This window comes from Neobacillus sp. PS3-40 (genome assembly GCF_030915485.1).
Classification (GTDB): Bacteria; Bacillota; Bacilli; order Bacillales; family Cytobacillaceae; genus JAUZPL01.
This window is the reverse complement of record NZ_CP133266.1, coordinates 1,064,873-1,085,290: the sequence shown is the minus strand read 5'-3', so window position 1 is coordinate 1,085,290 and position 20,418 is coordinate 1,064,873. Positions and strand designations below refer to the sequence as shown.

Genomic DNA, 20,418 nt, shown 5'->3' with positions numbered 1-20,418 from the left:
TCAGCCCCATTACCAAAATAAATGGTTCTATCAATTCTAGTAAAGTCATATGATTTACTAGAATTGTTTGCGAGGTGGAACCATGAAAAACACTAAGAATCCAGGTATGTTTGTAATTGTCCAAGGGACAAGCTTACTAAAAGTTGCTTCATTATTTTTGCTATTTATGTTAATGGTCTTTTCGATTAGCGGATTATTAACCTCGTTAAAGCCAGAATATCGACCAATATCATCCTCAGTGAACCAAGCGGCAACAAATGTGGATGGAAAATTACTATACCAGATCATGGGCTGGGAAAATCACCATTTTTTACAGATTGGAAAAGGGATGACGGCAAGTCCAAAGCTCACTAATTTAATATTCAAGCTCTCGACAAATATTAATTTAAATGATCCAAGGAGCCTTTTAGGAAGGGAATTACCGGGGTTTTATCAATTTGATGGACAAATTGTTGTTGCTGGGGAAGGGACAAACTATACAAATATGCCGGTTGAATCAGCACCACCTGCTGAAATTATGAAGGCTGAACGGGAAGCATCATTACAAAATTTACAGGAGCTTAAACCGCCAACAGGGGATGTTTTGCCGCCAAAAAACGGACAAACCACAGGAAGCCATAAAGTTGTCTATCTATATTTCACTCATAACCGTGAGTCATATTTGCCAAATTTAAAAGGGGTTACAGATCCGAATCTTGCCTACCATTCCCAATATAATGTGACTAAAGTTGGAGATGAAATAAAAAGCAGACTCTTGGAAAATGGAATTGGGGCAACAGTTGATAAAACGGATGTAATGGGTGCTTTAACAAGAAAAGGGTTGAAAATGCCACAGGCATATCAAGAATCTAGTAAAGTAGTTCAAACAGCAATGACAACAAACAGGGATTTACAATATTTTATCGATATTCACAGGGATTCACGCCGAAAAGCACAAACAACGGTTACGATTGATGGTAAATCATATGCAAAATTAGCGTTTGTAATTGGCGGTAAAAATCCAAACTACGAAAAAAACCTAAAATTAGCTACAGATATAAATAATTTGCTTAAAAAGAAATTTGGAAATAGTCTCAGCAGAGGGATTTTTATAAAGCGAGATATTGGAGATAATGGAGTATATAACCAGCAGTTATCTTCAAATGCAATCTTGATTGAATTTGGTGGAGTCGATAATACATTTGAAGAGCTAGATCGCTCTGCTGACGCGTTAGCAGATGTCTTTAGTGAGTTCTACTGGCAGGCAGAAAAAGTCAATCAAGATGAAAATCAGCCTGCAAATAATCAATAATAAAATAGGAGCTTTTTTATGAAATTATTTATGCTTAAAAGTTTAATGATTGCGGCTGTTATGTTTATTTCTGTTTTAGCAGGCATGCAATTAGCGAATGATGGTATTCATAAGTTGAGAGGCTACGATGATCCTGAGTTTGAAAATACGACCTCTTTAACAGACATGAATCATAAAACGAATATTTCTTTGTTCGGGAATGATGTGTCGAGCCATGACTTACAGGCAAAAAAGAAAAAGCTTGAAAAAATGAACGCGTTTAATATATTTTCCACAGCAGGTAAAAAAATGTCCGATGGAATTTCAAAAACATCTGAAAAGATACTAAATTCGATAGCAAATTGAATCTTTTGTGAAGCGGTTACCTAATATGGGCCGCTTTTTCGATTGCCTAGCTCAAGCACCTAGCCCCCCTTAGTCGCTTCAGGCCACCAGATGATGTCAAAGACCGACTTCATTTTCAGTTATTTCAGCGCTCGTCGGGGCTGCCCAAGGTGCTTTCGCTTTTCTTTTGATTGAATCTTATAAGACGTGCTGATATAATCAAAAATAGTGTATATGGGCGAGTATAGTAGGAGTGAACGACATGAACAGAGATGAACAGTTAAAAAGACAATCAAAGATAAGAAATTTTTCCATTATTGCTCATATTGACCATGGGAAATCTACCTTGGCTGACCGGATATTGGAGAAAACGAATGCCTTAACTTCGCGCGAAATGAAAGATCAGTTATTAGATTCAATGGATCTTGAACGTGAACGTGGAATTACGATCAAGTTAAATGCGGTCCAATTAAAATACAAAGCAAAAGATGGGGAAGAATACATCTTCCATTTAATTGATACACCAGGACATGTCGACTTTACTTATGAAGTCTCCCGTAGTCTTGCAGCCTGTGAAGGAGCAATCCTCGTTGTTGATGCTGCACAGGGAATAGAAGCGCAAACATTAGCAAATGTGTATCTTGCTTTAGATAATGATCTTGAAATTATGCCTGTTATAAATAAAATTGATTTGCCAAGTGCAGAACCGGAAAGGGTTCGAAACGAAATTGAAGAGGTTATTGGTCTGGATGCGTCTGGGGCAGTACTCGCTTCTGCCAAGGCTGGTATTGGAATTGAGGATATCCTTGAACAAGTAGTCGTTGCAGTTCCTGCTCCGACAGGGGATCCAGAGGCACCGCTTAAGGCGCTTATTTTTGATTCGTTGTATGATGCCTACCGTGGTGTTGTAGCATATATTCGGGTGGTTGATGGCTCCGTTAAAGTTGGAGATAAGGTCAAGATGATGGCTACGGGTAAAGAATTTGAAGTAAATGAAGTTGGTGTTTTTACACCGAAAGCTGTCCAATGTGATGAATTGTTTGTAGGTGATGTTGGTTTCTTATCTGCATCAATTAAAAACGTGGGCGACACACGTGTGGGTGACACAATCACAAATGCAAGAAATGGTGCAACTGAACCGCTACCTGGTTATCGAAAGTTAAACCCGATGGTTTATTGTGGGATTTATCCAATTGACACATCTAAATTTAATGATTTGCGTGATGCCTTGGATAAACTGCAATTGAATGATGCGGCGCTTCAATTTGAGCCGGAAACATCCCAAGCTTTAGGATTTGGTTTCCGCTGCGGGTTCCTTGGACTACTTCATATGGAAATAGTTCAAGAACGAATTGAACGCGAATTTAATATCGACTTGATTACAACTGCTCCAAGTGTAATCTACAATGTGATTATGACAGATGGATCTTCTATTAGAGTTGATAATCCTTCTGATATGCCTGATCCACAAAAAATAGAACGTATTGAAGAGCCATATGTGAAAGCAACCATGATGGCACCGAATGATTATGTTGGGGCTATTATGGAAATTTGTCAGCAAAAACGTGGGAACTTTATAGACATGCAGTATGTTAGTGAAAATCGGGTAACGATTGTTTACGAGATCCCTTTGGCAGAGATCGTTTACGACTTCTTCGACCAATTAAAATCAAGCACAAAAGGGTATGCTTCCTTCGACTATGAATTAATTGGATACAAGGCCTCTAAGTTGGTCAAAATGGATATATTGCTAAATGCAGAAAAGGTTGATGCACTAAGCTTTATTGTTCATAATGATTTTGCCTATGAACGAGGAAAAGTGATAGTTGAAAAACTTAAAGTATTGATCCCGAGACAGCAATTTGAAGTACCGATTCAAGCTGCAATTGGCCAAAAGATTGTTGCTCGTTCATCTATTAAGGCAATGCGTAAAAACGTTTTAGCTAAATGTTATGGTGGAGATATTTCCCGTAAACGTAAACTTTTAGAAAAGCAAAAAGAAGGTAAAAAACGTATGAAACAGGTTGGAAATGTGGAAGTACCACAGGAAGCATTTATGGCTGTTTTAAAAATGGACGATACAAAACCAAAAAAATAAAAGGTAAGAGGAGGTTAGACATCCCTGTTTGGCAGGTGACGCTAGCCTCTTTTTTAAGCCCCTTTTCTAACTAAAATAGAGGTGTAAAGTATGATTCATGCTGCATATATTCATATCCCGTTTTGTGAACATATTTGCCATTATTGTGATTTTAATAAATTTTATCTACAAGGCCAACCTGTGGAGGAATATCTACTAGCACTTGAAAAAGAAATGGAATTAACCCTCATCCATTATCCAACAGATCAATTACAAACTATTTTTATCGGCGGAGGTACTCCAACTGCCTTAAATGAAAAACAGCTTTCCAAACTATGTGAAAGTATTACTAAATATTTGCCAATAAAAGATGGTTTTGAATTCACCTTCGAGGCAAACCCAGGAGATCTAACGAAAGAAAAATTACACATATTAAAAGAAGCAGGTGTAAATAGAATTAGTCTTGGGGTGCAAACATTTAATGATGAACTTTTAAAAAAAATTGGAAGGGCACACCGAGTGAAGGATGTGTTTACTTCAATTGAGAATATTAAAAAGATAGGATTTACTAATATTAGTGTAGATTTGATTTTCAGTTTACCTGGTCAAACTTTAGCTGATTTTGAGGATACATTGACAAAAGCCTTTTCACTTGAAATTCCACATTATTCTGGGTATTCACTGATCATTGAACCAAAAACTGTCTTTTATAACCTGCTGAAAAAAGGTAAACTGCCCACTCCAGGGGAAGATATTGAGGCTGCGATGTATGAGCTTTTAATGGTGTCTATGGAGAATCAAGGATATAAACAATATGAAATAAGTAATTTTGCAAAACCTGGCTATGAGTCCAAGCACAACCTTGTCTACTGGAACAATGATTTTTATTATGGGTTCGGAGCAGGCGCACATAGTTATATCAATGGCAATAGGCGTTCGAATATTGGACCATTAAATAAATATATCAATACGATTGAAAATGGACAGCTACCTATTTTAGAAGAACATGTTGTTACAAAAACAGAACAAATGGAAGAAGAAATGTTTTTAGGATTGCGGAAGACGGAGGGAGTTTCTATTCCTGAATTTATTCGCAAATTTGGCAGGGATCCAAACGAATTATTCAAAAAAGAGATAGACGACTTGATCCGCAAAAAGTGGTTGGGGAATACTGATAAAAAAATATTTTTAACAAAACAAGGAAGATTATTGGGAAATGAAGTATTTCAATCATTTTTAGGAGTGTGTAATGATTGACACGCACCTTCTATTTTGATAATTTATTAATAGATTTAGCACTCAACAATGAGGAGTGCTAACAGAGGTGATGAATGTTGTTAACAGATCGTCAATTACTAATTCTACAGGTTATAGTTGATGACTTTATTCGATCTGCTCAACCCGTTGGCTCTAGGAGTTTGTCTAAAAAAGAGGAAATCTCCTTCAGTTCCGCTACCATTCGCAATGAAATGGCAGACCTGGAAGAGTTGGGGTTTATCGAAAAGACACATACTTCATCAGGACGGGTACCGTCTGAAAAAGGTTATCGATATTATGTCGATCATTTACTAGCACCACAAATATTAAATCAGCAAGAAAAATCCACCTTGAAATCAATCTTTGCTGAGAAGATCTTTGAGTTTGAAAAAATCATTCAAAAATCGGCAAAAATTTTATCCGAATTGACTAATTACACATCGATTGTTTTAGGTCCTGCAGTAAGCATTAACAAATTAAAACGGATTCAAATTATTCCGTTGAATAAAGAAACAGCAATTGCTATTTTTGTGACAGATACAGGTCACGTGGAAAATCGTATTTTTCATTTACCAGCATCTATTGATGCAAGTGAACTTGAAAAAACGGTTAATATTCTAAATGAACGCTTGATAGATGTTCCGCTTGATGAATTAAACGATAAAATCTATAGAGAAGTATCTACGTTGCTGCGTCAACATATTCAAAACGTTGATTTAATGCTCTACACCATTGCAGAAACGTTCAAAATGCCTATCAACGAGAAATTATTCTTCGGTGGTAAAACCAATATTTTAAGTCAGCCGGATTTTCATGATCTAACCAAGATTCGAAGTTTGCTGAATATGATAGAGCATGAAGAATGGGTCTCTGAATTAATTAGGAAGAAATCAGCAGGAATTAATGTGAAAATTGGCCGTGAGAATAATAACCTTGCCATGGAGAATTGTAGCTTGATCACAGCAACCTACTCCATTGGAGCTGAGAAGTTAGGAACCATTGCGATCCTTGGACCAACTAGAATGGAATACTCGCGTGTAATCAGTTTGTTGCAATTTTTAAGTAATGATTTAACGTCTGTATTAACGAAATTGTATCAAAACAAATAGTGCTGGAGATATTGATAAGGGTGTTTGCCTTTTTACAATCCCACCCGTGATATAGATCCTTTAAGGGAGGTGAGTAAGTTGACTATCGAAAAAAATAACACAACATATGAAGAATTAGATAAGCAAAATAGTGAGAATGTTGAACTTACCGAAGAAGAAACGGTGGAGCCTAAATTCTCTGAGGCAGCAGATCAGTCTATTGACATTGAAGTAAGCTCTATTGAAGAAGAGTTGGTAATGCTTAAGGAAAAAAATTCTCAACTCGAAAAAAAATTGGAGGAAGCAGACAATCGCAACCTTCGTAATCAAGCAGATTTTGATAATTTCCGCCGTCGCACTAGACTGGAATCTGAAGCAGGCGAAAAATATAGAGCGCAAAAATTAATTTTAGATATTTTACCAGCTCTTGATAACTTTGAGAGAGCCCTAATTATGGGTAAGGAAAATTCACAGTCTGACTCAATGTTACAAGGAATGGAAATGGTATACCGCGGCTTGGTTGATGCCTTAACAAAAGAGGGCTTAGAACCGATTGAAGCTGTTGGGAAAGAATTTGATCCACATCTTCACCAAGCGGTCATGCAAGGCGAGGATGAAAACTTTGGTTCAAATATTGTAATTGAAGAATTTCAAAAAGGTTATATTCTTAAGGACAGAGTCATTCGTCCTTCAATGGTTAAAGTTAATCAATAATAATTACATATTTTTAAGTTAATTGGGAGGAAAAGGCTATGAGTAAAATTATCGGTATTGACCTTGGTACAACGAATTCATGTGTTTCTGTTCTTGAAGGTGGGGAACCAAAGGTAATCCCAAATCCAGAAGGAAATCGGACAACTCCATCTGTTGTTGCATTTAAAAATGGCGAACGTCAAGTTGGAGAAGTGGCAAAACGCCAAGCAATTACAAACCCTAACACAATTATGTCTATTAAACGCCATATGGGTACATCTCACAAAGTAGAAGTTGAGGGTAAAGATTATACACCGCAAGAAGTTTCTGCGATTATTTTACAATATTTAAAATCATATGCAGAGGAATATCTTGGAGAGCCTGTAACTAAAGCTGTTATTACAGTTCCAGCATATTTTAATGATGCAGAGCGTCAAGCAACAAAGGATGCAGGGAAAATTGCTGGTCTTGAAGTTGAACGTATTATCAATGAACCAACTGCAGCAGCACTTGCATATGGTTTAGATAAAACAGATCAAGATCAAACCATTCTTGTTTATGATCTTGGTGGTGGTACATTTGACGTTTCCATACTTGAACTTGGTGATGGCGTCTTTGAAGTAAAATCAACTGCTGGTGATAATCGCCTTGGTGGGGATGACTTTGACCAAGTGATTATTGATTATCTCGTGGAACAATTCAAAAAAGACAATGGAATTGATCTTTCAAAAGACAAAATGGCACTGCAACGCTTGAAGGATTCTGCTGAGAAAGCAAAGAAAGATCTTTCAGGTGTAACATCAACACAAGTTTCATTACCATTTATTACTGCTGGAGCTGCTGGCCCTCTTCATTTAGAAGTAACATTATCAAGAGCAAAATTTGATGAACTTTCTGCAGGCCTTGTTGAGCGTACTATGGGCCCAACACGTCAGGCTTTAAGTGATGCAGGTTTATCTCCATCTGAACTTGATAAAGTTATTCTTGTTGGTGGATCAACTCGTATTCCTGCCGTTCAGGAAGCAATTAAAAATGCAACTGGTAAAGAACCACATCGTGGAGTAAATCCGGATGAAGTTGTTGCAATGGGCGCAGCTATTCAGGGTGGTGTTATCACTGGTGATGTAAAAGATATTGTATTACTTGACGTTACTCCATTATCACTTGGGATCGAAACAATGGGTGCTGTATTCACTAAATTGATTGACCGTAATACAACCATTCCGACATCTAAGTCACAAATTTTCTCAACGGCTGCTGATAGTCAAACGGCTGTAGATATCCACGTTCTTCAAGGTGAACGTCCAATGGCTGCACACAACAAAACACTTGGACGCTTCCAATTAACCGATATTCCAGCGGCTCCACGTGGAATTCCACAAATTGAAGTAACATTTGATATTGATAAAAATGGTATCGTTAATGTTCGTGCAAAAGACCTTGGTACGAATAAAGAACAACAGATTACCATTAAATCTTCAACAGGTCTTTCTGAAGAAGAAATTCAAAAAATGGTAAGAGAAGCGGAAGAAAATGCTGAAGCTGATAAGTTGCGCAAAGAAGAAGTAGACCTTCGCAATGAAGCAGACCAACTTGTTTTCACAACTGAAAAAACTCTAAAAGATCTTGAGGGTAAAGTTGACGCTGCTGAAGTTGAAAAAGCAAATGAAGCAAAAGATGCCTTAAAAGCGGCTATCGAGAAAAATGAGCTTGAAGAAATCCGTTCCAAAAAAGATGCTCTTCAAGAGCTTGTACAAAATTTAACAGTTAAGCTTTATGAAGAAGCTGCTAAACAAGCACAGGCACAGCAGGGACCAGATGGTCAAGGCAATGCTGGTAAAGATGATAATGTAGTTGATGCTGAATTTGAAGAAGTAAAAGATGACAAATAATAGGCTTTAGCAACATATGAAAAAGTCAAAGTCAGTCTATGGGCTTTGACTTTTTCTTTATGCTCTGTTCATACCGCCTTAATTTGCATTTGTATAATCAATTTAATGATTCTTCATAATTAAGTGGGGATAGTTAAACCGTCTTGTTTTTCTGCTAAATACACTTATTAATGATTGCATTTATCATCATTTCGGTGTTAAAATAATCTTTATGTGAAGATTCGGGAGTGGCTAATCATGACTCAAAGGGATTACTATGAAGTGCTTGGTGTAAGTAAAAGTGCTTCAAAAGACGAAATAAAAAAAGCATATCGAAAGCTATCAAAAACATACCATCCGGATATTAATAAAGAACCGGATGCAAATGAAAAGTTTAAAGAAGTAAAAGAAGCATATGAAACCTTAAGTGATGATCAAAAACGTGCTCATTTCGACCAATTTGGACATACTGACCCTAACCAAGGCTTTGGAGGTTTTGGTGGCGGCGGCGGTGGAGGTTTTGGTGGTTTTGAGGATATTTTTAATACATTCTTTGGTGGCGGTGGCACGAGAAGACATGATCCAAATTCACCAAGACAAGGTGCCGACCTTCAGTATACGATGACCTTATCTTTTGAGGAAGCTGCATTTGGTAAGGAAACAGATGTAGAAATTCCGCGTGAAGAAACATGTGATACATGTTTTGGTTCGGGAGCCAAGCCAGGTACAAGTCCAGAAACATGTCAGCATTGTCATGGAACAGGACAACTCAACGTTGAACAAAATACGCCATTTGGCAAAATAGTTAATCGAAGAGTTTGCCACTATTGTAATGGGACTGGAAAAGAAATTAAACAGAAATGCTCCACATGCGGTGGCAAAGGAAAAGTTAAAAAACGCCAGAAAATCCACGTGAAAATTCCTGCTGGAATTGATGATGGTCAGCAGCTTAGAATGGCTGGTCAAGGTGAAGCAGGAACAAATGGTGGTCCAGCAGGCGACTTATATGTTGTTTTCCAAGTACGAACTCATGAATTCTTTGAAAGAGACGGCGATGATATTTATTGTGAAATGCCGATTACTTTTGTTCAAGCAACGCTCGGAGCTGAGATTGAAGTCCCTACTTTACACGGTAAAATAAAGTTGAAAATTCCTGCAGGAACACAAACAGGAACAAAATTCCGTCTAAAGGGAAAAGGGGTTCCGAACGTCCGTGGATATGGTGTAGGTGATCAGCATATTCTGGTCCGTATTCTTACACCAACAAAGTTATCTGATAAGCAAAAACAACTTCTTCGTGATTTTGCGGAAATTAGTGGTTCTTCACCAATTGGCGATCATGAAAAAAGCTTCTTTTCGAAAGTAAAAAGAGCCTTTAAGGGCGAGTAAGGATTGGAGTTGGTAGAAATGAAATGGTCTGAAATCAGCATTCATACAACAAACGAGGCGATTGAACCAATTTCTCATATACTACATGAGGCTGGAGCGAGTGGTGTAGTCATTGAAGATCCGTTTGAGCTAAGTAAAGAAAGAGAAGATCAATTTGGGGAAATCTACCAACTGAATCCTGATGATTACCCTGAAGAGGGTGTCATTGTGAAAGCATACCTACATGTAAATAGTTTTTTGGGTGAAACGATTGAAGCCATTAAAGAATCAATTAATAATTTGATTCTTTATAATATTGATATTGGAAAGAACAAAGTAACGATTAGTGAAGTAAATGAAGAAGAATGGGCTACTGCATGGAAGAAATACTATTTTCCTGTGAAAATCTCTGAGAGATTCACAATTGTACCAACTTGGGAAGATTACACGCCAGTTAGTAGTGATGAATTAATTATTGAATTGGATCCTGGAATGGCATTTGGTACCGGAACCCACCCAACAACAGTGATGTGTATACAGGCACTTGAAAGAACCGTAAAAAGTGGGGACAAGGTTATTGATGTTGGAACTGGTTCAGGAGTATTAAGTATTGCTGCAGCTATGCTTGGAGCAGATCATATTACGGCGTATGACCTTGATGAAGTTGCTGTTACAACTGCAAAAGCGAATATCGAGTTGAACAAAGTGAGTGAGTCTGTTGACATTACACAAAATAATTTGCTGGATGGCGTTGCCAAAAACTCAGCAGATGTTGTAGTGGCCAATATACTTGCCGAAGTTATTCTAAGATTTACGGATGATGTGGCTAGTGTTGTTAAACCAGATGGATATTTCATTGCTTCTGGAATTATTCAACAGAAAAAAGAACAGGTTAGAGATGCATTAGTTAACGTTGGCTTTGAAATTGTAGAAACCATTCTAATGGAAGATTGGGTTGCGATTATCGCTAAGAGAAAATAACTTTTGCTGAAAAGGGGTCTCTTACATGGAACCCCTTTTTCTTCTATTTATAGGCTGGGTTAGCTAAAACAGGACAGAGTTTGTTTTACATAGCCAAAATGAAAGGTAATCTGCTTTAGAGAGGGTGCTTTGTTTGCAACGCTACTTTGTTAAGAAATCTACAAATGATCATCAATTTATAATTGACGGTGAAGATCACCATCATATTATAAAAGTAATGCGTATGCAGCTTGGTGAGTGCATCATTTGTGTTGATCCTGAAGGAAAAATAGCTGAATGCAAAATAGCAGAAATAACCGCTAATCAAGTAGTGGCAGATGTTGTACAATGGAAAGAAGAGAATTCAGAACTGCCTATCTTTATTACGATTGCAAGTGGACTTCCCAAAGGGGATAAGCTAGATTTGATCGTTCAAAAGGGAACAGAACTAGGTGCATATGAATTTATCCCATTTGTAGCAGCCCGTTCGATTGTAAAATGGGATGAAAAAAAAGCAACTAAAAAGGTGGAAAGATGGCAAAAGATTGCGAAAGAGGCTGCGGAGCAGTCCCATCGTGCAATAATGCCGGATGTTGTAAGCCCTGTTAGTTTTAAAACTTTACTACAGAAAAGCAAACAATATGATTTTAAATTAGTAGCCTTTGAAGATGAGAGTAGAAATGGGGAAACCTCGACGTTCGCATCAACTCTCAAAAAAATGCAAAAGGGTGAGTCACTCCTTTTGCTTTTTGGTCCTGAGGGTGGTCTGTCACAGGGAGAGATTCAGCTTTTAAAGGAAAATGACTTTGCAGTTTGCGGATTAGGCCCGCGAATTTTAAGAACGGAAACCGCGCCATTATATGCACTTGCTGCGGCTTCCTATCATTTTGAATTAATGGGGTGAGGAATATGCCAACAGTAGCGTTTCATACTCTTGGATGTAAAGTAAATCATTATGAAACTGAAGCAATCTGGCAGTTATTCAAACAAGAAGGATATGACCGGGTTGATTTTGAATCGACATCAGATGTTTATATAATCAACACATGTACAGTGACAAATACCGGGGATAAAAAGAGCCGTCAAGTTATTAGGCGCGCAGTCCGGAAAAATCCTGATGCTGTCATTTGTGTAACAGGTTGTTATGCCCAGACATCACCTGCAGAAGTAATGGCTATTCCTGGTGTTGACATTGTAGTCGGTACGCAAGATCGAATCAAAATGTTAGATTACATTGAACAATACAAACAAGAACGGCAGCCAATAAACGGTGTTCGCAATATCATGAAAAACCGTGTCTATGAAGAGCTTGACGTTCCTTCCTTTACGGATCGAACCCGCGCCTCACTTAAGATTCAAGAGGGATGCAATAACTTTTGTACATTCTGCATTATCCCGTGGGCTCGTGGTTTAATGCGTTCACGCGATCCCAAAGAAGTGATTCATCAAGCACAACAATTGGTAGATGCAGGCTACAAAGAAATTGTCCTAACTGGAATTCATACGGGTGGATATGGCGAAGACATGAAGGATTACAATCTAGCTATGCTATTACGTGATATAGAAGCAGGGGTAAATGGGCTAAAACGCTTACGTATCTCATCTATTGAAGCAAGCCAAATTACAGATGAAGTGATTGAAGTTATAAAACATTCAAATATTATCGTTCGACATTTGCATATTCCAATTCAATCTGGTTCTAATTCTGTATTAAAAAGGATGCGCCGTAAGTACACAATGGAATTCTTTAGCGAAAGACTAGATCGTTTGAAAGAAGTGCTACCAGGTCTTGCTGTTACATCCGATGTAATTGTTGGATTCCCTGGGGAAACTGAAGAAGAGTTTATGGAAACCTATCATTTCATAAAAAAACATAAATTTTCCGAGTTACATGTTTTCCCATATTCTAAGCGAACAGGAACACCTGCAGCTAGGATGGAAGACCAAATTGATGAAGAAGTAAAGGAAGAACGTGTTCATCGCCTTATTTCTTTATCAGATCAACTTGCTAAGGAATATGCTTCCATGTTTGAAGGAGAAGTTTTGGAAGTTATCCCTGAGAATCGTTACAATGACGGCCAGGATGAAGGATTATACGAAGGATATACCGATAATTATTTAAGGGTAGTTCTTCAAGCTAATAAAGATGTGATCGGAAAAATTGTAAAAGTAAAAGTAACAAAAGCCGGTTACCCATTCAATGAAGGCCAATTTATCCAAATTCTTGAGGATGGATTAAAAACTGAAGAAGCAGCAATATAGAAAATAGACGGGGCCTCCCGTCTATTTTTTATGGAAATATAAAATCATATGCCCAAACTTTGTTGCAAACGGAAGAATAATTAGGGACGTTACAATATTAAAAATTACACTAATATGGGCTAATTGAACATCCTTGGCACTTGCTAACTTTGGTGCTAGGATGGTTAAGTATGGAATGAGTGGAATAAACAGCAACACTCCAAAAACATTAAGCCAGACATGGGCATAGGCAGCGAGCTTTGCTTCCTGACCACCGCCAATTGAGGCGATGATGGCAGTTATACACGTTCCAATATTTGCACCGAGAACAATTGCAATCCCTGCATCTAGTTTTAAAAGTCCAACAGTTAAAAAACCCATTACGATCCCTGTCATAGCAGTACTTGATTGAATAATTGCTGTAATGGTGGCACCAATCACAATACTGAAGAAAATGCTATCATTGAGAGACAATAATGAATGTCTTACAAACGGGATAGATGTTAATGGCCTGGCTAAAAGTTCAAATCCTTTCATAGCAGTGAAAACGGAAGCAATACCAAAAAGTAAGAATCCAATGCTTCTTGATTTTCTATTTTTAAATAAGATTAAAAAAGCTCCAATTATAGCAATTGGGATAATCACAGCATCAACGTCAAACGTAATTAGTTCAGTTTTAAAAGTAGTACCGATATTTGTACCAAGGATGATACCAATCGATTGCGGAAAGGTCATAATTCGAGCGGAAATTAATCCGATGGTTATGACCATCACAGCTGTGCTACTTTGCAAAAGTGCGGTAATAAATGTTCCTGTAAGCATTCCTTTAAGCGGAGTACTTGTCAGTTTTGTAAGCCACGTTTTTAACTTATCAGCGGATAAATTAAATAAACCAAATCTAATAATGTTCATGCCAAAAACAAACAGTAAAATACAAAGGATAAATAATAAAATATAAAGCATCTCTTTTGTCCTCCTTCTTCATTTTATGGCCTGCAATGGAAGGACATGCTATAAAAATAATGTTTAATTACAGTAAATAGTGAATAAATAAATTCAAGATGTACTTTTTAAAAAAATCCCAGTAATCAGAAAATTAAAAGCTTTGTTTAGATTAATTAATTACTGTTGACCTTAAATCAAGGTTATATTATAATTGCAAGGTACATGGATTGATGTTAGTGTGTTGTGTTTCGGAGGGAGGGAAAGAGAATGTCTAAAACCGTCGTTCGTAAAAACGAATCGCTTGAAGATGCTCTTCGTCGCTTCAAACGTACAGTGTCTAAAACTGGTACTTTGCAAGAGGCAAGAAAGCGCGAATTCTACGAAAAACCAAGTGTAAAACGTAAGAAAAAGTCTGAAGCTGCAAGAAAACGTAAGTTTTAAGAGAGGGTGTAATTAATTGAGTCTTCTCGAGCGTTTAAATAATGACATGAAACAAGCGATGAGAAATAAGGAAAAAGACAAACTTTCTGTTATTCGGATGATAAAAGCTTCATTGCAAAATGAAGCGATTAAGCTCGGTAATAATGAGCTTTCCGAAGAGGAAGAGGTAACAATCCTTTCTCGCGAATCAAAACAACGCAAAGACTCCCTCCATGAATTTGATAAAGCAGGTCGTCAAGACCTTGTTGAAAAAGTACGTGCAGAGTTGGCGATCGTTGAACTGTACATGCCGGAACAGCTCTCAGATGATGAGCTGTCTGAAATTGTTAAAGAAACAATTTCAGAGATCGGTGCAAATTCAAAAGCGGATATGGGAAAAGTGATGGCTGCTATTATGCCAAAAGTAAAGGGCAAAGCAGATGGGTCACTTGTTAATAAACTTGTACAACAACACCTTTCATAGACATCTAATACGAGGCCGTAAGCTAATTGCTTACGGTCTTTTTAAAATTAGAGTACAATGTCACATAGGTGAAACTTTCTTCGTCGTCTAACGTAAATATATAGTCAGAGAAAAAAGAAGGGGGGATTCGATTGGTTGAATTGATCATTAACCCAATTATAGTAACAGCACTGTTAACTATTGCTGGGATTGGAATTGTTTTGGAATTATTTTCACCTAGGTTCGGAATACCTGGTTTTATTGGAATAACAGCATTATTAATCTATTTCTACGGGCATTTCCAAGCTGGCCTCGCAGGGTATGGCACAATTGCCTTATTTGTCACAGGAATGGTCCTTATCTTTTTGGAATTTTTCTTACCTGGGGCTATTGCTGGAACGCTTGGTGTTGCTGCGTTAATTGCAAGCCTTTTCTTAGCAGGAGGAACTGGTCTTACAATCGGAATTTCATTGTTACTCTCTCTTTTCTTGTCCATTGTATTCTTCTTTATTATGGTAAAGTTTTTTGATAAAAGAATTATGTTATTTAATAAAATGGTTCTTTTTGATTCAGCTCGGAAGGAAGATGGCTATGTTTCCAATGAAAACCGTGTTGATCTTTTGGGAATGGAAGGTGTTGCTCTAACAACACTTAGACCTGCAGGTACTGCCATATTTAACGATGAACGAATTGACGTAGTGAGTGAAGGTAGCTTTATAGCTCAACACTCTAAAGTCACAGTAATAAAGGTTGAGGGTGCACGCATAGTAGTCAGAGAGCAAAGTAGTAAAAAATGATGATAGGAGGAGTTAAATTTGGTCATTTCTAATGAAGCAGTCTTTGCGATTGTAATTGCGGTTGTCATTTTAATTTTTTTAGGAATTTTATTGTCTTTTGTACCAGTGATGCTATGGATCTCCGCTCTTGCAGCAGGGGTTCATGTTAATATCTTTACACTTGTAGGGATGAGACTTCGTCGAGTGACGCCAAGCCGTGTTATTAATCCTCTTATAAAGGCGCATAAAGCAGGATTAAATGTTTCAACCAACCAGCTTGAGAGCCATTACTTAGCTGGAGGTAATGTTGACCGCGTTGTAAATGCTCTTATTGCCGCACATCGGGCCAATATTGAATTATCTTTTGAGAGATGTGCTGCAATAGACCTTGCAGGACGGGATGTATTAGAAGCCGTGCAAATGAGTGTTAACCCTAAAGTTATTGAAACACCATTCATTGCAGGCGTTGCAATGAATGGGATTGAAGTAAAGGCAAAGGCAAGAATTACGGTTAGGGCCAACATTGATCGACTTGTAGGTGGCGCTGGTGAGGAAACAGTAGTTGCCCGTGTTGGTGAAGGAGTTGTTTCCACAATTGGTTCTTCAGATAGCCATAGCAAAGTGCTTGAAAATCCTGACTTAATTTCACAAACCGTTTTATCAAAAGGTCTTGACGCTGGAACCGCATTTGAAATTCTCTCGATTGATATTGCGGACGTTGATATCGGTAAAAATATTGGTGCTGAGCTTCAAACTGAACAAGCAGAAGCAGATAAGAAAATTGCCCAAGCAAAAGCAGAAGAACGCCGTGCCATGGCTGTTGCATTAGAGCAAGAAATGAAGGCCCGTGTTCAAGAAATGCGAGCAAAGGTGGTCGAAGCAGAAGCAACAGTGCCGCTTGCAATGGCTGAAGCTTTGAAATCTGGAAATATTAGCGTAATGGATTATATGAACTTTCAAAATATCTCAGCTGATACTGAAATGAGAGGATCAATTGGAAAGATGAATGGTGATAAGAAAGACGGTCAATAGTCGTTATGACCAACTGATTATAAAAAGGGGGTTGTGCTTTTGCAGACGATAACCATTGCTATTATTATTGGTATTATTACAACAATCTATAAAAATGCAAAGAAATCGAAAAATGGAGAAACACAATCTCGACCTGTTTCAATCAATCGAGGTGATTTTCAAGAGGCTTATAAAAGGCTTAAAGAAAATTCAACGCGTACTATTCAACCAGAATCCTTATTGCCGAATGAACCTGTTTTGATGAGTGTGGAGAATATGGAACAGAAACCCAACAATTCTCTTAGAAATGAAATGAATCCGATTGTAAAAGAAACACAAAAGATTGAAAAAGGAAATGAAGAATTCCTTGTTAATGGATTTGCAGAACAAAAGAAATTAGTTGATGCAGTCATCTGGTCTGAAATACTTGGAGAGCCGCGATCTAAAAAATCTTATTTTGCCAAAAGAAAATACTAAGATTAAAAGATAAATTATCATCTGGCGTCCATAAAACACCGTTCAAATTATAAAAAGAAGTGCTAGAACCCCCTTTCATTTCATAAATATGAGATGAAAGGGGGTTCTTTTTTTATGGCAAAAAAGTGGGGCGGGCTTGTCCGGCAATGGATGGCAAAAAAAATGGATCTACCTCAGGATGTCATGATGGATTTACCCCGAATTACGATGATTGGGCAAATTCATGTTTACATTGAGAACCATCGAGGATTATTAACATTTACAGACAAAGAACTTCGACTGCTATTAAAGCAAGGGCAGCTATTGATAAAAGGTAAATCATTTGTCATTAAAACCATTTTACCCGAAGAGATTTTATTGGAAGGGAAAATTGATCAGGTTATTTATATAACGGAGAATTCGGGAGGACCAAAATGAAGAACCATTGGATCGAATTTTTGTTTGGAAGAGTAACGGTAAAAGTAACAGGAAAAGGAATTGAGCGCTTTCTAAATGTCCTGATTAGAAATAAGCTCCATATTTGGAATGTAAAGCATCATGGAACAGAAACAGTCACATTTAAAATGAGATTAAACGATGCTATGAATTTGAGGAAATTTGCAAGAAAGAGTGAATGTACTCTTAGCTTTTTACAACGGGATGGAGTACCATTTTTATTAAAACGCACACTAAAAAATAGCGGGTTTTTACTTGGTGCGATTCTCTTCTTTTGTTTAATTTTGCTGTTGTCCAATGTGGTTTGGGGAATTGAGATTAAAGGGGCAAAACCAGCAACTGAGCATCAAATTTGGAAAGAATTGGACAAAATGGGGGTTAAGGTCGGCAAGGTCCAATTCTTTATTGATAATGTCGAAACTATCCAAAGGAAACTTACCGATCATATTGGAGCACTTACCTGGGTCGGTGTAGAACTAAACGGGACAACCTACCATTTCCAAGTGGTTGAAAAAAATCAACCAAAGGAGCCAGAACTGTTATCACCCCGAAATTTGGTTGCAAAAAAGAAAGCAACAATAGTGAATATGTACGTTGAAAAAGGACAGCCAGTTGTTATGATAAATGATCAAGTTGTCCCTGGACAATTACTTGTGTCAGGAATGATTGGTAAAGAAGGCGAAGAAAAACTAATTGCGGCAAAAGGTGAAATCTGGGGAGAAACATGGTATAAAAGCCATGTTGAACTGCCACTTCAAACGAAATTCAATGTGTTCAATGGGCATGAACAAAAAAAGTATTCTTTGCTGATTGGAAAATGGGAGATTCCAATTTGGGGTTTTGAAAAGCATAAATTTGCTAAATATGAGACGGAAAAAAATAGTCAACGAATCCGTTTTTTGAAATGGGAACTTCCTATTTCAGTTGTTAATGAAACCATACGTGAGCAAGAAGAGATTATTCGAATTTATAATAATCTGGAATCTGTGGGAATAGCAGTAGACATGGCAAAAAAAGATATAAAAAACCGCTTGGATGAAGATGCTATCATTAAAGACGAAAAAGTTTTACACAAGACGTTTGTGAATGGTAAAGTTAAATTGGATATACATTTTAAAATAATCGAAAATATCGCAAAAGGACAACCGATTACCAAGGAGAAAAGTGAATGACAGAAAATTTGAAAACAATAAATGTGCAGCTAGAAAATCCAGTTGAAGCACTATCGCTTTTTGGAAATTCTGATTCTAACTTAAAAATTATTGAGACAGAGCTTGGTGTTTCTATTATTACACGAGGAGAAACTGTTGCTTTGTCTGGAGAAGAAGAGAGAGTAACACTTGCTGGACAAATTCTCGACCGATTGGTTTTTGTTATACGTAAGGGTGTAAACATTAGTCAAAGGGATGTTTTGTTTGCTATTCAAATGGCGCAAAAAGGAACGCTTGAATATTTTGAAAACCTTTACGATGAAGAAATAGCCAAAAATGTAAAAGGAAAATCAATTCGAATTAAAACGCTTGGCCAAAGAAATTATATCTCTGCTATTAAAGAAAATGATCTGGTTTTTGGGATTGGTCCCGCAGGAACAGGGAAAACATACCTTGCAGTAGTAATGGCGGTAAATGCCCTGAAAAATGGTAGGGTAAATAAAATAATTTTAACCAGGCCTGCAGTGGAAGCAGGAGAAAGCCTTGGATTTTTACCAGGAGATTTAAAGGAGAAGGTTGATCCATATTTAAGGCCTTTGTATGATGCCTTACATGATGTTCTTGGTGCGGAGCATACACAAAGGTTAATTGAGAGAGGAACGATCGAGATTGCCCCTCTAGCCTATATGCGAGGACGTACATTGGAAGATGCATTTGTTATTTTGGATGAAGCCCAAAACACAACACATGCCCAAATGAAAATGTTTCTTACTCGGCTAGGATTTAGCTCGAAAATGGTAATTACAGGTGATCAAACACAAGTTGATTTACCAAAAGGAGTAAAATCAGGCTTAGTTGTCGCTGAGGAAATCCTAAAGGAAGTAAGGGGAATTGGCTTTGTATTTTTAGAACAAAGTGATGTTGTTCGCCATCCGCTCGTTGGCCGAATTGTTGAGGCATATGAAAAAAGTAGCAAAAAGGCTGTTCATTAAGCACAGTCAGGCTGTCGAAAAACCCTTCGACAGCTTATTATTTTGCAAAGATTATTTAATAATTCACCGCGTTAATTTGTTATAATGATAATAGTATATTAGCTTTGTAACTGGTCTGTTGATTTCCGCTCCAGGCGCTCACTTTCCGCGGGCGTGCCGGGGAGCCTCCTGATATGAACGAAACTGTCAAGGCCCCCACTCCAAAATAGGTTTTGCTTTGTTTTTGGGTACTCTTAAGAAGAGAAGCTATTTTCGGCTTCTTGTCTTAGTAGGGTATTTAGCCATTCTGGCTAGAATAGCTCCTTCTTTAGCTTACTGACCACTTCTCACCTCTTGGAATAGCTGTCAAGTGCTCTTCTTGACAGCTATTCCAAGAGGTGAGACACTTTTTTAGCTAAAGATGAAATGATCCTTCCTCCTTTTTCTTTTTTTTGAATAGAAGGTAAGAACACGGCACGAAGGCAAAAATCTCTACAGCGGTTAGCGCTCTGATATTCGTGGGTTTTCACATTTTATCTTTCCGTATAAAGGACTTTTCCACTAACTCGGGACGTGCGTTAATCTATTTAGATATAGCA

The 20,418-nt window shown here is 37.6% G+C and carries 20 protein-coding genes; 19 read left to right on the top strand and 1 reads right to left on the bottom strand.

Translation table 11 applies throughout. The features are described from left to right. The first annotated feature begins 82 nt into the window (after positions 1-82). The 11 genes from spoIIP (at position 83) to mtaB (ending at position 13,191) form a co-directional block, all read left to right on the top strand. Positions 83-1,291 carry a stage II sporulation protein P gene (gene spoIIP, locus RCG20_RS05540; protein ID WP_308183243.1) on the top strand — a complete coding sequence of 403 codons (1,209 nt, stop codon included), beginning with the start codon at positions 83-85 and terminating at the stop codon, positions 1,289-1,291. Positions 1,292-1,309: 18 nt separating this feature from the next. Further along, positions 1,310-1,636 (top strand): DUF3679 domain-containing protein, encoded by a 327-nt coding sequence (locus tag RCG20_RS05535; protein ID WP_308183242.1) that lies wholly within the window; start codon positions 1,310-1,312, stop codon positions 1,634-1,636. A gap of 241 nt (positions 1,637-1,877) precedes the next feature. Beyond that, a complete protein-coding gene (lepA, locus tag RCG20_RS05530) occupies positions 1,878-3,713 on the top strand; it encodes a translation elongation factor 4 (RefSeq protein WP_308183240.1) in 1,836 nt (611 codons plus the stop codon). A 90-nt stretch (positions 3,714-3,803) separates the two neighbouring features. Further along, positions 3,804-4,949, top strand: a complete 1,146-nt coding sequence (hemW, locus tag RCG20_RS05525; RefSeq protein WP_308183239.1) for a radical SAM family heme chaperone HemW — start codon at positions 3,804-3,806, stop codon at positions 4,947-4,949. 77 nt (positions 4,950-5,026) lie between these two features. Next, positions 5,027-6,058 carry a heat-inducible transcriptional repressor HrcA gene (gene hrcA, locus RCG20_RS05520; RefSeq protein ID WP_308183238.1) on the top strand — a complete coding sequence of 344 codons (1,032 nt, stop codon included), beginning with the start codon at positions 5,027-5,029 and terminating at the stop codon, positions 6,056-6,058. Positions 6,059-6,136: 78 nt separating this feature from the next. Further along, complete coding sequence (gene grpE / locus RCG20_RS05515) at positions 6,137-6,751, top strand: nucleotide exchange factor GrpE (protein WP_308183237.1); 615 nt, start codon at positions 6,137-6,139, stop codon at positions 6,749-6,751. 38 nt (positions 6,752-6,789) lie between these two features. After that, positions 6,790-8,622 carry a molecular chaperone DnaK gene (gene dnaK, locus RCG20_RS05510; RefSeq protein ID WP_308183236.1) on the top strand — a complete coding sequence of 611 codons (1,833 nt, stop codon included), beginning with the start codon at positions 6,790-6,792 and terminating at the stop codon, positions 8,620-8,622. Positions 8,623-8,859: 237 nt separating this feature from the next. Next, on the top strand, positions 8,860-9,990 hold the full coding sequence (gene dnaJ / locus RCG20_RS05505; RefSeq protein ID WP_308183235.1) for a molecular chaperone DnaJ: 1,131 nt from the start codon (positions 8,860-8,862) through the stop codon (positions 9,988-9,990). 18 nt (positions 9,991-10,008) lie between these two features. Beyond that, positions 10,009-10,950 (top strand): 50S ribosomal protein L11 methyltransferase, encoded by a 942-nt coding sequence (gene prmA / locus RCG20_RS05500; protein WP_308183234.1) that lies wholly within the window; start codon positions 10,009-10,011, stop codon positions 10,948-10,950. Between the two features lie 133 nt (positions 10,951-11,083). Next, positions 11,084-11,833, top strand: a complete 750-nt coding sequence (locus RCG20_RS05495) for a 16S rRNA (uracil(1498)-N(3))-methyltransferase (RefSeq protein WP_308183233.1) — start codon at positions 11,084-11,086, stop codon at positions 11,831-11,833. 5 nt (positions 11,834-11,838) lie between these two features. After that, the gene (gene mtaB, locus RCG20_RS05490; protein WP_308183232.1) at positions 11,839-13,191 is read left to right on the top strand and encodes a tRNA (N(6)-L-threonylcarbamoyladenosine(37)-C(2))-methylthiotransferase MtaB; all 1,353 of its coding nucleotides are present in this window, start codon (positions 11,839-11,841) and stop codon (positions 13,189-13,191) included. 21 nt (positions 13,192-13,212) lie between these two features. Here the strand turns inward: mtaB and RCG20_RS05485 are convergent, their stop codons facing one another. Further along, positions 13,213-14,133: a Na/Pi symporter gene (locus tag RCG20_RS05485; RefSeq protein WP_308183231.1), complete on the bottom strand. Its 921-nt coding sequence runs from the start codon at positions 14,131-14,133 to the stop codon at positions 13,213-13,215. Positions 14,134-14,382: 249 nt separating this feature from the next. Here RCG20_RS05485 and rpsU point away from each other — a divergent pair, with 249 nt between their 5' ends. The 8 genes from rpsU to RCG20_RS05445 all read left to right on the top strand — a co-directional run bounded on the left by rpsU (position 14,383) and on the right by RCG20_RS05445 (position 19,840). Further along, positions 14,383-14,556, top strand: coding sequence for a 30S ribosomal protein S21 (gene rpsU, locus RCG20_RS05480; protein ID WP_007087607.1), 174 nt, complete (start codon positions 14,383-14,385; stop codon positions 14,554-14,556). A 16-nt stretch (positions 14,557-14,572) separates the two neighbouring features. Further along, a complete protein-coding gene (locus tag RCG20_RS05475; protein ID WP_308183230.1) occupies positions 14,573-15,019 on the top strand; it encodes a GatB/YqeY domain-containing protein in 447 nt (148 codons plus the stop codon). A 131-nt stretch (positions 15,020-15,150) separates the two neighbouring features. After that, positions 15,151-15,795, top strand: a complete 645-nt coding sequence (locus tag RCG20_RS05470; protein WP_308183229.1) for an NfeD family protein — start codon at positions 15,151-15,153, stop codon at positions 15,793-15,795. 48 nt (positions 15,796-15,843) lie between these two features. Further along, entirely contained in the window at positions 15,844-16,806 is a 963-nt protein-coding gene (gene floA, locus RCG20_RS05465; protein WP_308184296.1) for a flotillin-like protein FloA, read from the top strand. A gap of 39 nt (positions 16,807-16,845) precedes the next feature. Then, complete coding sequence (locus RCG20_RS05460; protein ID WP_308183228.1) at positions 16,846-17,262, top strand: hypothetical protein; 417 nt, start codon at positions 16,846-16,848, stop codon at positions 17,260-17,262. Between the two features lie 114 nt (positions 17,263-17,376). After that, positions 17,377-17,679: a sporulation protein YqfC gene (yqfC, locus tag RCG20_RS05455; protein WP_308183227.1), complete on the top strand. Its 303-nt coding sequence runs from the start codon at positions 17,377-17,379 to the stop codon at positions 17,677-17,679. Continuing rightward, entirely contained in the window at positions 17,676-18,869 is a 1,194-nt protein-coding gene (gene yqfD / locus RCG20_RS05450; RefSeq protein WP_308183226.1) for a sporulation protein YqfD, read from the top strand. The genes yqfC and yqfD overlap by 4 nt, the downstream gene beginning before the upstream one ends. Beyond that, the gene (locus tag RCG20_RS05445) at positions 18,866-19,840 is read left to right on the top strand and encodes a PhoH family protein (RefSeq protein ID WP_308183225.1); all 975 of its coding nucleotides are present in this window, start codon (positions 18,866-18,868) and stop codon (positions 19,838-19,840) included. The genes yqfD and RCG20_RS05445 overlap by 4 nt, the downstream gene beginning before the upstream one ends. Positions 19,841-20,418 lie beyond the last annotated feature (578 nt).